At 73.2% G+C, this 12,385-nt stretch carries 9 protein-coding genes; 6 read left to right on the top strand and 3 right to left on the bottom strand.

What is annotated here, in order from left to right; translation table 11 throughout:
- The first annotated feature begins 40 nt into the window (after window positions 1-40).
- From FB382_RS02980 to FB382_RS02965, 4 genes are all read left to right on the top strand, one after another.
- A complete protein-coding gene (locus FB382_RS02980; protein WP_182536678.1) occupies window positions 41-529 on the top strand; it encodes a cupin domain-containing protein in 489 nt (162 codons plus the stop codon).
- A gap of 120 nt (window positions 530-649) precedes the next feature.
- Entirely contained in the window at window positions 650-2,449 is a 1,800-nt protein-coding gene (locus FB382_RS02975; protein WP_182536677.1) for an ATP-binding protein, read from the top strand.
- Window positions 2,450-2,467: 18 nt separating this feature from the next.
- Window positions 2,468-2,956 carry a PH domain-containing protein gene (locus FB382_RS02970; RefSeq protein WP_182536675.1) on the top strand — a complete coding sequence of 163 codons (489 nt, stop codon included), beginning with the start codon at window positions 2,468-2,470 and terminating at the stop codon, window positions 2,954-2,956.
- Between the two features lie 7 nt (window positions 2,957-2,963).
- Complete coding sequence (locus FB382_RS02965; protein WP_182536673.1) at window positions 2,964-4,442, top strand: PH domain-containing protein; 1,479 nt, start codon at window positions 2,964-2,966, stop codon at window positions 4,440-4,442.
- A gap of 6 nt (window positions 4,443-4,448) precedes the next feature.
- Here the strand turns inward: FB382_RS02965 and FB382_RS02960 are convergent, their stop codons facing one another.
- Window positions 4,449-5,795 (bottom strand): calcium-binding protein, encoded by a 1,347-nt coding sequence (locus FB382_RS02960; RefSeq protein WP_182536671.1) that lies wholly within the window; start codon window positions 5,793-5,795, stop codon window positions 4,449-4,451.
- 105 nt (window positions 5,796-5,900) lie between these two features.
- Here FB382_RS02960 and FB382_RS02955 point away from each other — a divergent pair, with 105 nt between their 5' ends.
- Window positions 5,901-6,770: a phosphotransferase gene (locus FB382_RS02955; RefSeq protein WP_182536669.1), complete on the top strand. Its 870-nt coding sequence runs from the start codon at window positions 5,901-5,903 to the stop codon at window positions 6,768-6,770.
- On the opposite strand, the gene FB382_RS02950 is transcribed toward FB382_RS02955, so the two are convergent.
- Together FB382_RS02950 and FB382_RS02945 are read right to left on the bottom strand one after the other, a co-directional pair.
- Window positions 6,767-7,957: a calcium-binding protein gene (locus FB382_RS02950; RefSeq protein ID WP_182536667.1), complete on the bottom strand. Its 1,191-nt coding sequence runs from the start codon at window positions 7,955-7,957 to the stop codon at window positions 6,767-6,769. The genes FB382_RS02955 and FB382_RS02950 overlap by 4 nt on opposite strands.
- Window positions 7,954-8,901, bottom strand: a complete 948-nt coding sequence (locus tag FB382_RS02945; RefSeq protein WP_220481241.1) for an SGNH/GDSL hydrolase family protein — start codon at window positions 8,899-8,901, stop codon at window positions 7,954-7,956. The genes FB382_RS02950 and FB382_RS02945 overlap by 4 nt, the downstream gene beginning before the upstream one ends.
- Window positions 8,902-8,996: 95 nt before the next feature.
- On the opposite strand from FB382_RS02945, the gene FB382_RS02940 reads away from it, so the two are divergent.
- Window positions 8,997-12,383 carry a pyruvate carboxylase gene (locus FB382_RS02940; RefSeq protein WP_182536665.1) on the top strand — a complete coding sequence of 1,129 codons (3,387 nt, stop codon included), beginning with the start codon at window positions 8,997-8,999 and terminating at the stop codon, window positions 12,381-12,383.
- Window positions 12,384-12,385: the final 2 nt, after the last annotated feature.

Below are 12,385 nucleotides of genomic sequence, written 5' to 3'. Positions count from 1 at the left end.
ACCCGTTGAGCGCTCGGCCCCGCGGTCCTAACGTCGCTCCATGTCCTATCCCGACCCCGTCTACCTCGGCAGCGGCGGCGAGGCGACCTCGCGCTTCCGGCCGGCCGACACCGCCCCCGAGCTGCCACGCCCGGGCGGCGCCGCGAGCTACCTCGCCACCGGCGCGACCACCGACGGACGCTTCGGCCTCTACCGCTGGGACATGGGTCCGGAGCCGGCCGGCGCCAACCCACACTTCCACCGGACCATCAGCGAGTCCTTCTTCGTCCTCTCGGGCGTGGTCCGGCTCTACGACGGGAGACAGTGGGTCGACGCGCACCCCGGCGACTTCGACTACGTCCCCGAGGGCGGGCTGCACGGCTTCCGCAACGAGTCGGGCGAGCCGGCGTCGCTGCTCATCCTCTTCGCGCCGGGCGCGCCCCGCGAGGCCTACTTCGAGGGTCTCGTCGCCTTCTCGGAAGGCCGCTGGAAGCCGAGCCACGAGGAGCTCCAGGCGTTCCTCGAGGAGCACGACAACCACTACGTGTGAGGCACGGGACCCCGTGGGCCAGGTGCGGGTGGTGAGACCTGGCGAGGTCGCGGAGTGGGGTGGCGATACCCTGCCCCGCGGAGTCCATTCCGTGTAGATCCTTCAGGGCAGGAGTGTCAGGTGCCGGAGAGCAAGCCGCTGCAGAAGGTCCTCATCGCCAACCGCGGCGAGATCGCCGTACGCGTGATCAGGGCCTGCAAGGACGCAGGCATCGGGAGCGTGGCGGTCTACGCCGATCCCGACCGCGATGCGCTCTTCGTCCGCCTCGCCGACGAGGCGCACTCCCTGGGCGGCGCGACGCCGGCCGAGTCCTACCTCGACATCGCCAAGATCATCGCGGTCGCCGAGAAGTCCGGCGCCGACTCGGTCCACCCGGGCTACGGCTTCCTCGCCGAGAACGCCGACTTCGCCCAGGCCGTCATGGACGCCGGGCTGATCTGGATCGGCCCCCCGCCTGCCGCGATCGAGGCGCTCGGCGACAAGGCCAAGGCCAAGCACATCGCCGACAAGGCCAACGCCCCGCTCGCGCCGGGCACCAAGGACCCGGTCAAGGACGCCGACGAGGTCGTCGCGTTCGCCAAGGAGAACGGCCTGCCGGTCGCCATCAAGGCGGTCTTCGGCGGCGGCGGCCGCGGCCTCAAGGTCGCCCGCACGATCGAGGAGATCCCCGACGCCTACGAGTCCGCGGTCCGCGAGGCCGTCACCGCGTTCGGCCGCGGCGAGTGCCTGGTGGAGAAGTTCCTCGACAAGCCGCGCCACGTCGAGACCCAGTGCCTGGCCGACCAGCACGGCAACGTCGTGGTCGTCTCGACCCGCGACTGCTCGCTCCAGCGCCGCAACCAGAAGCTCGTCGAGGAGGCGCCCGCGCCGTTCCTCACCGACGCACAGGTCAGCGAGCTCTACGAGTCCTCCAAGCGGATCCTGCGCGAGGCCGGCTACTACGGCGCCGGCACGTGCGAGTTCCTGGTCGCCCAGGACGGCACGATCTCCTTCCTCGAGGTCAACACCCGCCTCCAGGTCGAGCACTGCGTCTCCGAGGAGGTCACCGGCATCGACCTGGTCCGCGAGATGTTCCGGATCGCGGCCGGCGAGGAGCTCGGCTACGACGACCCCGAGATCCGCGGCCACTCCATCGAGTTCCGCATCAACGCCGAGGACGGCGGCCGCAACTTCATGCCCGCCCCCGGCACCCTGACCCGCTGGCACGCACCCGCCGGCCCGGGTGTCCGCCTCGACGGCGGCTACGACCAGGGCGAGACGATCCCGGGCTCGTTCGACTCCCTCATCGCCAAGCTCATCGTCACCGGCCGCGACCGCACCCAGGCCCTCGAGCGGTCGCGCCGCGCCCTGGACGAGTTCGTCGTCGACGGCATGCCCACCGTCATCCCGTTCCACCGCGCGGTGACCCGCGACCCGGCCTACGTCGGCGCCTCCACCCCCACCGGCGAGGGCGAGTTCACCGTCTACACGCAGTGGATCGAGACCGACTTCGACAACCAGATCGAGCCCTACGCCGGCGACACCGCCGAGGCCGACGAGCCCGGCGAGCGCCACAAGGTGGTCGTCGAGGTCGGCGGCCGGCGCCTCGAGGTCGTCCTCCCCGCCGGACTGGGCGGCATCTCCGCCAGCGGTGGCGGCGGTGGTGGTGGGTCGAAGGGGAAGCCCAAGCGCGCCGGCGGCAAGAAGTCCGGCGCCGCAGCCTCCGGTGACTCCGTGACCAGCCCGATGCAGGGCACCATCGTCAAGATCGCCGTCGAGGAGGGCCAGCAGGTCGCCGAGGGCGACGTCATCGTGGTCATGGAGGCCATGAAGATGGAGCAGCCCCTCAAGGCCCACAAGGCCGGCACCGTCACCGGCCTCCAGGCCGAGGTCGGCGCCACGGTCACCAACGGCGCGGTCATCTGCGAGCTCAAGGACTAGGTCTCTAGGCTCCGGTGCATGACGGAGTCGAACCTGCGTGAGCCGGGTCAACGGGTCAGCCCGAATGCCCGGCTCATGTGGTTGCTGGGGGCCTGCGTGCAGAGCGCGCTGGTCCTGTTCCTGGTCGTCAGCGCCGGCACGTGGTGGGGCTGGTTCGACCTGCGCTGGTGGCAGCTCGCCGTGCTCGTCGCCGTGCTGGCGACGTACGTCGGCGTCGTGCCCGCGTGGCGCTACCGCGTCCACCGCTGGGAGGTCACCGACACCGCGGTCTACACCCAGACCGGCTGGTGGGCGCGCGAGCGGCGGATCGCGCCGATGTCGCGGATCCAGACCGTCGACTACGCCGAGGGCGCGATCGCGCGGCTGTTCGGGCTGGCCAGCGTGACGGTGACGACGGCCTCCTCCAAGGGCGCGCTCGAGATCGCCGGGCTGGACCGGCTGCGGGCGCGGGCGCTGGTCGACGAGCTGACGCTCAAGGCCGACGCGGTCGCGGGCGACGCGACGTGAGCGCCCCGTGAGCGACGAGCTCGCCCGCGACGACCACTGGCAGCGGCTGGACCCGCGGATGCTCCTCGTGCACCCGATCCGCGAGCTGGTCCGCTTCCTGCCGGTGCTCATCGGCATCTTCGTCGCGGGCACGGCCGCCGGTGGCGGCGACGCGCCCTGGCACCTGGTCGGCGTCGGCGTGCCGGTCGGGCTCGGCGTGCTGCGCTACCTGACGACGAGCTTCCGGATCACCGCTGGCCGGGTCGAGCTGCGCCGCGGCCTCCTCAACCGGCACGTGCTCTCCACCCGGCTCGACCGGGTCCGCACCGTCGACCTCACCTCCTCCCCCATCCACCGCGTCCTCGGCCTGACGACCGTGCGGATCGGGACGGGCACGTCCTCGACCGACGAGGAGGATCGCCTCGACCTCGACGGGCTGCCGATCGGACGAGCCCGGGACCTGCGGCTGGCGCTGCTGCACGTCGCCACCGGCGCGGACACGGCGTCGCCCGAGGAGGCTCCGCGCGAGCGGATCGTGGTGCGCTTCGACCCGTCGTGGCTGCGGTTCGCGCCGTTCACGAGCTCGGGCCTGGTCATCGCTGCCGCGGCGATCGGCGCGACCAGCCAGGGCGTCAACGCGCTGGGCGGCTGGGACCGGATCAACCTCGGCGGCGTCGTCGACACGACGTCGCGCCTCTCCCCCTGGGTGGCGCTCCCCCTGGGGGTCGTCGTCTTCGTCGTGCTCGTCTCGCTGCTGTCGGTGGGCGGCTACGTCGTGACCAACTTCGGCTTCACCCTCAGCCACGCCGCCGGCGCCTGGCACCTGCACCGCGGACTCCTCACCACCCGCGAGACCAGCCTCGACGACGAGCGGGTCGCCGGCGTCAGCGTGTGCGAGCCGCTCGGCCTGCGCGCCGTCGGTGGCGGTCGCGTCGCCGCGATCGTCACCGGTCTCGACCGCAAGCAGCAGGGCAGCTCCGTGCTGGTGCCGCCCGCGCCTCGGGACGTCGTGCGCGAGGTCGCCCGGCAGGTGATCGGGCGAACGGCTCCCATCGACGCGCCGCTGGTGGGACACGGTCCCCGCGCCCGGACCCGCCGCTACTCCCGGGCCCTGCTCCCGGCCCTCACCCTGGTGGCGACAGCCGGCGTGCTGGTCGCGACGGCCGGCGCCCCGTGGTGGCTGCTCGTCGTCTCCCTCGCAGCGCCGGCGCTGGCCGTCCCGCTCGCCGCCGACCGGGCGGCGGGGCTCGGGCACACGCTCGTCGACGGGTACGTCGTGGCGCAGTCCGGCAGCCTCAACCGGCACCGCCGCGCGCTCGCCACCGAGGACGTCATCGGGTGGAACTTCCGGGCGACCTGGTTCCAGCGGCGGGCCGGGCTCACCTCACTGGTGGCCACGACCGCCGGCGGCGACCAGGCCGTGCCGCTCCTCGACGTCCCCGAGGACGTCGCGGTCGACCTGGCCGAGGCGGCCCTGCCCGACCTGGTCGCGCAGTTCCGGGCCTGATCCGACTCAGCGCAGGTGGCGCGCCGCGAGCAGGTGCCGCAGCTGGGGGACCGCCGCGAAGACCCCGCCGGTGAGCACACCGGCGGCGCGCGTGGCCGTCCGGAACGGCCCCGGGTCGGCCTTCGCCGGGCACTCGCCCTGCTCGTAGTTCAGGCAGGTGTCGTCGCCGCCGCCGCCCTCGACCCGGTCGGTGCCGTCGCCGGCGTCGATCACGTCGTCGAAGCGGTCGGCGTAGACCTCGTCGTCGCCGCCCAGTGTGCGGGCGTTCAGCGGACCGCCCTGGGCGAGGACGAGGTCCTTGAGGTCGGTGCCGACGTAGTTCCAGCGGGCCCGGCCCAGGAGCTGCGCGCCGTCGAAGCCCGCGGCGCGGGTGACGCCGTCGTGGTCCGTGCCGACGACGCTGACGGTCTCCGTCCCGAGATCGGCCGTGACGACCGGGCGCTTGTCCCCGAACGACACCGAGATGACCTCGAGGAGGTTGAGCCCGGCGCCACCGTCCAGGAGGCTCGGCGCGCCCAACCCCGCGGGCAGGAAGACCTGGTCGGCGCCCGCGCCCCCGGTCACGATCGACCCGGAGCCGGACGACGGTGCGAGGATGTCGCCACCCGGGCCCCCGGCGACCACGTCGTCGCCTGCGAACCCGAAGGCCACGTCGACACCGCGTCCACCGTCGAGGGAGTCGTCGCCCTGACCGCCGCCATCGAGCAGCACGTCGCTGCTGCCACGACCCGAGACGGAGTCGTCGCCCTTGCCTCCCACGAGGAAGTCGGGACGTGCCGAGCCGAGCAGTACGTCGTCGTACGCCGAGCCGATGACGCCGAGCGGGCCGTCGCCCAGGATCGTGTCCTCGCCGGCCCCCGTGGCCGTGCCGGCCGCGAGGTCGACCCGGACCGGTCCCGCCGCGTGCTTGAAGGTGACCGCGTTGGGACGCACGAACGCCAGCATCCCCGTCCGGGCACCGGCTCCGGGAGCCAGCAGGTCGTCGCCGCGGCCGCCGTCGACGAGGTCGCCCTTGACGATCGTGAGGCCACCCTGCTTGACCTTCCGGCGCAGGTCGAGGCCGCCGTAGAGCGCGTCGTCGCCGTCGCCTCCCCTGAGCACGTCGGAGCCCACGCCGCCGCAGACGATGTCGTCGCCGGGACCCCCGAAGATCCGGTCGTTGCCGTCGAGACCGACGATCACGTCGGGGCCGTCGGTGCCGACGATCCGGTCGGAGCCCGGGGTGCCGACCATGGTCGCCGCATGGCCGTGGCAGGTCGGGGTCGAGGTGGCCTGGGCGGCGGTGCCAGCCAGGACGATTGCGGGGACGACGGCAGGGGTGACGAGGGCGAGCGCGAGGACGCGGTTGACCATGGAGTTCTCCCGGGAATGGTGCCGACCGGAGCGGCCGCGCGCGCAGATCCTAGGGCCCCGAGCCCCGCTCAACGAGTCCGGGGCACCTGCGACAGGATGGCCCGCGTGCTGACCGCCGAGGGCCTCGACCTGACCGCCGCACTCGCCTGGGCCACGACCACGACGGGCCCCCTCGCCGACACGCGCGAGCTGTCCGGCGGCTGGACCTCGACGATGCTCCGGCTGGTCCCCGACCAGGGAGATCCGGCCGTCCTGAGGCTGATGACCCGGGAGCCGTGGCGCACCCACGCCGAGGGGCTCACGACGCGCGAGCACGACGTCCAGCGCCTGCTCGAGGACGCCCCGGTGAGGGCCCCGCGCAGCCTGGCCCTCGACGCCGCCGGCGTCACCTGCGGCCACCCGGCACACCTGATGACGCTGCTCCCCGGCCGCGTCGACCTCGACCGCGTGGACGACGGCTCGCTGGAGCGGCTCGCGGACGTGCTCGCCACCATCCACGACGTCCCCGCCACCGTCGACGTCCGCACCTACCAGTCCTGGGCGTGGCAGGCGAAGTACGTCGTGCCGGACTGGGCGACCGACCCCGGGCCGTGGCGGGACGCGTTCGCGCTGCTGCGCACCGGCCCTCCGGCGTACGAGCCGTGCTTCATCCACCGGGACTTCCAGCTCCGCAACGTCCTGTGGTCGGGCGAGGAGGTCACCGGGGTCGTCGACTGGGTGGAGACGTCCATCGGCCCGGCCTGGCTGGACGTGGCCCACTGCTGCACCAACATCGCGCTCGGCCACGGCAGCGCGGCGGCCGACCGGTTCGCCGAGGCCTACGCCCGGCGCGCGGGTCGCGAGCCCCAGCCGTACTTCGACGTGATGGACGTCGTCGGCTTCCTCCCGCCACCGGGCCGCGAAGGCTTCGTCACCGACGCGGGTGAGCGTCTCCGGCTCGAGGAGCGGCTGGTCGCGGTGCTCGAGCGGGTCTAGCGCACGACCTCGCACGACGTACGTCGCTCGACGCCGACGCACGTGTCGCGCCCCTGCCCGCCGAGGGCCCGGTCATGGCCGGCCCCGCCGTCGAGCAGGTCGGCCTCGGCCCCGCCCTCGAGGTAGTCGTCGCCGCCGAGGGTGTGCGCGGTGAGCCGGGCACCGAACGGGTCGAAGACCTGCACCACGTCGGGCCCCGCAGTGCCCCGGAAGTCCCAGTGGGCGCTGGCACCCAGCCAGTACTTCTCGAACCCCGCAACGGGCCCCGAGCCGGCGTCGACGACGACCCTGGGTCGCGTCCCGCTCGGGTCCGGCCTCAGCAGGACGAGGGTGTCGGTCCCCGAGTCGCCGCGCGCGAACGCGCCGGGCGCCATCGCGACCTGCAGGAAGTCGTTGCCGCGCTGGCCGCGCACCGAGACGCCGGCAGTGCCGTTCGTGACGTACTGGTCGCGGCCCGATCCGAGCAGCACCCGGTCGTGGCCCGACCACGCGGTGACCATGTCGGATCCCGCGCCGGTCTGCACGACGTCGGCGGAGCGCTGGTCGCTGGTCCCCCGGTCGGGATGGATGTCGTCGTCGCCGGCACCCGCGTAGATGACGTCGGAGCCGCCGGCCGCATGGATCCGGTCCCGTCCCGGCGAGCCCTGGAAGGTGTCCGCGTGCGGGGACCCGACGACCAGCGGGCTCCCGGTCAGCACGAGGGTGTCGTGGCCGAGCCCGGTGGCGCTGCCGGTGACGCCGTCGCCCAGCTCGACCGTGACCCCGCGCGGTGCGTCGCCGAAGCGGAGGCTGTCCCGGTCCGGGTGGTCCGAGGAGTCGTAGCCCGGGTCGAGGTGGTCGTTCCCGGGCCCGCCGAAGAGCGCGTCGCCGCCCAGGTGCTCGTCGGGGTCGGAGTCCTCCAGGCCGCCGAGGAGCCGGTCGGCCCCGGGGCCGCCGCGCAGCTGGTCGGCGCCGTCGTCGCCGCAGATCACGTCGTCGCCCGCCAGGCCGTCGATGGCGTCTCCCCCGCCGAGGCCGGCGATCACGTCGTCGCCCGCCGTGCCGACGATCATGTCCGGACCGTCGGACCCGACGATCGTGGCCGTCAGCCCGTCACAGGTCGCCGTCGCCGCCATCGTGGGCGCGACAGGAAGCAGCAGTCCGGCGGCCAGCACGCCGGCGGCCAGCAGGATGGCCCGCCCGCTCACGGCGTCACCGGGTTGAGCACCACCGAGCCCGCGGGCGGCGCCGCGTCGCCGGCGACGTCGGGGACGACCTGGCCGGTGATCGACCGGAAGACCGCCCGGCCCATCTCGCGCTCGCCCACCTGGAAGGGGTGGAAGTCCAGGGCCACGTTGAGCTTGGCGACGCTGCCATTGATCCACGCGTCGCTGCCGCAGGCGTCGTGGCCGCGGGTGGCCGGGTAGAGGTTGACGTAGGTCGCCCGGTGGTCGGCCGCGGCCTGCTGCAGCGACGTGTTGAGCAGCCACTCGATGCGGCGGCCCCAGGCGTAGTCACCGGTGGCGAAGGGCACGGCGTCACAGGTGCCGGTGAGCGGCAGCAGCCGCGGGTAGCCCACGACGTACACCGCGGCGTTCGGGGCCGCCCGGTGGACGGCGATCAGCACGTGGGCGACGAGCCGCTCGATGTCGCGGGCGTCGCGCAGCTTGGTGTCGACCCCGTCCCTGGTGGTGAAGTGCTCGCGGCAGGGGCTGCCGGTCGGGTCGAGGTGCCGCACCTGCTGGCAGGTGGAGATCATCGAGCCGAACAGCCCGTGGTCGTTGCCGCCGATGCCGATCGTGACCAGGTCGGTGTCGGCCGACAGCGCGCTCAGCTGCGCGGCGGGCGCGTCGCCGAACACGACGGCCTGACGGGTGAAGAAGTCGTCGGTGCGGGCGCCGGAGCAGGTCATGTCGCGGTAGGTCGCGACGCCGAGGAAGCCCGCGAGGTAGGCCGGGTAGTTGTTGGTGGACCTGAAGCAGCCGACCGGGTCCTGCCGGATCACCGGGATCAGCGGGCCGGCGCTGTAGGAGTCGCCCAGCGCGACGTAGTCGATCGGGTCGGGCTCCGCGGCCTGGGCACCGCCCGCGGGCGGTGCGTAGCCGGCCCAGACGACGAGCAGGATCAGTGCGGACAGGGCGCGGCGCAGCATCGGTGTGGTTCCTCCCGTGGATCGACACCCCTCCCGGTGTCTCGCAGGAGCGTACGCCGTCCCCTACCGGCAGGTACGTCGCTAGCCTCGTGCGCATGTTCACCAAGGTGCTCGTGGCCAACCGCGGCGAGATCGCGATCCGTGCCTTCCGCGCTGCCTACGAGGTCGGCGCGCGGACCGTGGCAGTCTTCCCGCACGAGGACCGGTGGTCCGAGCACCGGCTCAAGGCCGACGAGGCCTACGAGATCGGCGAGCGCGGCCACCCGGTGCGGGCCTACCTCGACCCCGAGGCGATCGTCGCGGTCGCGGTGCGGGCCGGTGCCGACGCGGTCTACCCCGGCTACGGCTTCCTGTCGGAGAACCCTGCCCTCGCCGAGGCGTGCGCCAACGCCGGGATCACGTTCGTGGGCCCGACCAGCGAGGTGCTCGAGCTGACCGGCAACAAGGCCCGCGCGATCGCGGCGGCCAAGGCCGCCGGCGTACCGACCCTGGCCAGCGTCGAGCCGTCGACCGACGTGGACGCCCTGGTGGAGGCCGCGAACGAGCTGCCCTACCCGCTCTTCGTGAAGGCCGTCGCCGGTGGCGGTGGCCGGGGCATGCGGCGCGTGGACGACCCGAAGGACCTGCGCGAAGCGGTCGAGACCTGCATGCGCGAGGGCGAGGGCGCCTTCGGCGACGCGACCGTCTTCATCGAGCAGGCCGTGGTCGACCCCCGCCACATCGAGGTGCAGATCCTGGCCGACGGCGAGGGCAACGTCATCCACCTCTTTGAGCGCGACTGCTCCGTGCAGCGGCGCCACCAGAAGGTCGTCGAGATCGCCCCGGCGCCCAACCTCGACCCGGAGCTCCGCGACCGGATGTGCGCCGACGCGGTGCGCTTCGCCCGCGAGATCGGCTACCGCAACGCCGGGACCGTGGAGTTCCTGCTCGACCCCGACGGCAACTACGTCTTCATCGAGATGAACCCCCGCATCCAGGTCGAGCACACGGTCACCGAGGAGGTCACCGACGTCGACCTCGTCCAGTCGCAGCTGCGGATCGCCTCGGGCGAGACGCTCGCCGACCTCGGGCTCTCCCAGGACACCGTGACGCTGCGCGGCGCGGCGCTCCAGTGCCGGATCACCACCGAGGACCCGGCCAACAACTTCCGCCCCGACACCGGCAAGATCACGACCTACCGCTCCCCCGGCGGCGGCGGGGTCCGCGTCGACGGCGGCACCGTCTACACCGGCGCGGAGGTCTCGGCCCACTTCGACTCGATGCTGGCCAAGCTGACCTGTCGCGGCCGGACGTTCGAGAAGGCCGTGGAGAAGGCCCGTCGGGCGGTGGCGGAGTTCCGGATCCGGGGTGTCTCCACCAACATCGCGTTCCTCCAGGCGGTGCTCGAGGACCCCGACTTCGCGGCCGGCAACGTCACCACGTCGTTCATCGAGACCCACCCGCAGCTGATGAACGCCCGCGGCAAGGGCGACCGCGGCAGCAAGCTGCTCAACTACCTCGCCGACGTCACGGTCAACCAGCCGCACGGCCCGGCGCCGGTCAGCATCGACCCGGTCACCAAGCTGCCCCCGACCAACCTCGACGTGCCGGCCCCCGACGGGTCGCGGCAGCTGCTGCTCGAGGTCGGGCCCGAGGAGTTCGCCCGGCGGCTGCGCGCCCAGGACCGGGTCGCGGTCACCGACACGACGTTCCGCGACGCCCACCAGTCCCTGCTCGCGACGCGGGTCCGGACCCGTGACCTGCTCTCGGTCGCCGGCCACGTCGCCCGCACCACGCCCGAGCTCTGGTCGGTCGAGGCCTGGGGCGGGGCGACGTACGACGTGGCGCTGCGCTTCCTCTCCGAGGACCCGTGGGAGCGGCTGGCCGCGCTGCGCCAGACCGTGCCCAACATCTGCCTCCAGATGCTGCTGCGCGGGCGCAACACGGTCGGCTACACGCCGTACCCGACCGCGGTGACGCAGGCCTTCGTCGAGGAGGCCGCGGCGACCGGCATCGACGTCTTCCGGGTCTTCGACGCCCTCAACGACGTCGAGCAGATGCGCCCGGCGATCGAGGCGGTGCGCTCCACCGGCACCACGGTCGCGGAGGTCGCGCTCTGCTACACCGGCGACCTGTCCGACCCCGACGAGAAGCTCTACACGCTCGACTACTACCTGCGGCTGGCCGAGCGGATCGTCGACGCCGGCGCGCACGTGCTGGCGATCAAGGACATGGCCGGCCTGCTGCGGGTGCCGGCCGCGCGGACGCTGGTCACGGCCCTGCGCGCGGAGTTCGACCTGCCGGTGCACCTGCACACCCACGACACCCCCGGCGGCCAGCTCGCGACGCTGCTCGCGGCGATCGACGCCGGGGTCGACGCGGTCGACGCGGCCAGCGCCTCGATGGCCGGCACCACCTCCCAGCCGCCGCTCTCGGCGCTGGTCTCCGCGACCGACCACTCCGACCGCGAGACCGGCCTGTCGCTGGAGGCGGTCTGCGCGCTGGAGCCCTACTGGGAGGCGACCCGCCGCGTCTACGCGCCCTTCGAGTCCGGACTGCCGTCGCCCACCGGCCGGGTCTACACCCACGAGATCCCCGGCGGCCAGCTCTCCAACCTGCGCCAGCAGGCGATCGCGCTGGGCCTGGGCGAGAAGTTCGAGCAGATCGAGGACATGTACGCCGCGGCCAACGACATCCTCGGCAACGTCGTGAAGGTGACCCCCTCCTCCAAGGTCGTGGGCGACCTGGCCCTGCACCTGGTGGCGGTCGGCGCCGACCCGGCGGAGTTCGCGGACAACCCCGGCAAGTTCGACATCCCCGACTCGGTCATCGGCTTCCTCAACGGCGAGCTCGGCGACCCGCCCGGTGGCTGGCCCGAGCCGTTCCGCACCAAGGCGCTCGAGGGCCGCACCTGGAAGGCGCCCGCCGCCGACCTCACCGCCGACCAGGCCGAACGGCTCGCCGGCGGCAGCAGCACCCGCCGGCGTACGTTGAACGAGCTGTTGTTCCCCGGCCCGACGCGGGACTTCAACGAGGCCCGCGAGACCTACGGCGACGTCTCGGTGCTGCCCACCATGGACTACCTCTACGGGCTCCAGCAGGGCGAGGAGCACGAGGTCGAGATCGACGAGGGCAAGACCCTCATCCTCGGCGTGCAGGCCATCAGCGACCCCGACGAGCGCGGCTTCCGCACGGTCATGGCGACCATCAACGGCCAGCTCCGGCCGGTCAGCGTGCGCGACCGCAGCGTCGCCTCCGAGGTGGCGGCCGCCGAGAAGGCCGACACCTCCAAGCCCGGGCAGGTGGCCGCGCCGTTCCAGGGCGTCGTGACGATCGTGGTCGCCGAGGGCGACCAGGTGGCCGCGGGCGACACCGTCGCCACCATCGAGGCGATGAAGATGGAGGCCTCCATCACCGCGCCGATCGCCGGGAAGGTCGAGCGGCTCGCGCTGCCCGGCACCCAGGCCGTCGACGGCGGCGACCTGGTGCTCGTGCTGGCCTGAGC

Source organism: Nocardioides ginsengisegetis (genome assembly GCF_014138045.1).
Lineage (GTDB): Bacteria > Actinomycetota > Actinomycetes > Propionibacteriales > Nocardioidaceae > Nocardioides > Nocardioides ginsengisegetis.
This window is presented reverse-complemented; position numbering and strand designations above follow the sequence as displayed.

Coding starts and splice junctions, on each gene's coding strand:
- FB382_RS02980 (WP_182536678.1), top strand. CDS start 41: ATGTCCTATCCCGACCCCGTCTACCTCGGCAGCGGCGGCGAGGCGACC.
- FB382_RS02970 (WP_182536675.1), top strand. CDS start 2,468: ATGACGGAGTCGAACCTGCGTGAGCCGGGTCAACGGGTCAGCCCGAAT.
- FB382_RS02960 (WP_182536671.1), bottom strand. CDS start 5,795: ATGGTCAACCGCGTCCTCGCGCTCGCCCTCGTCACCCCTGCCGTCGTC.
- FB382_RS02945 (WP_220481241.1), bottom strand. CDS start 8,901: ATGCTGCGCCGCGCCCTGTCCGCACTGATCCTGCTCGTCGTCTGGGCC.
- FB382_RS02940 (WP_182536665.1), top strand. CDS start 8,997: ATGTTCACCAAGGTGCTCGTGGCCAACCGCGGCGAGATCGCGATCCGT.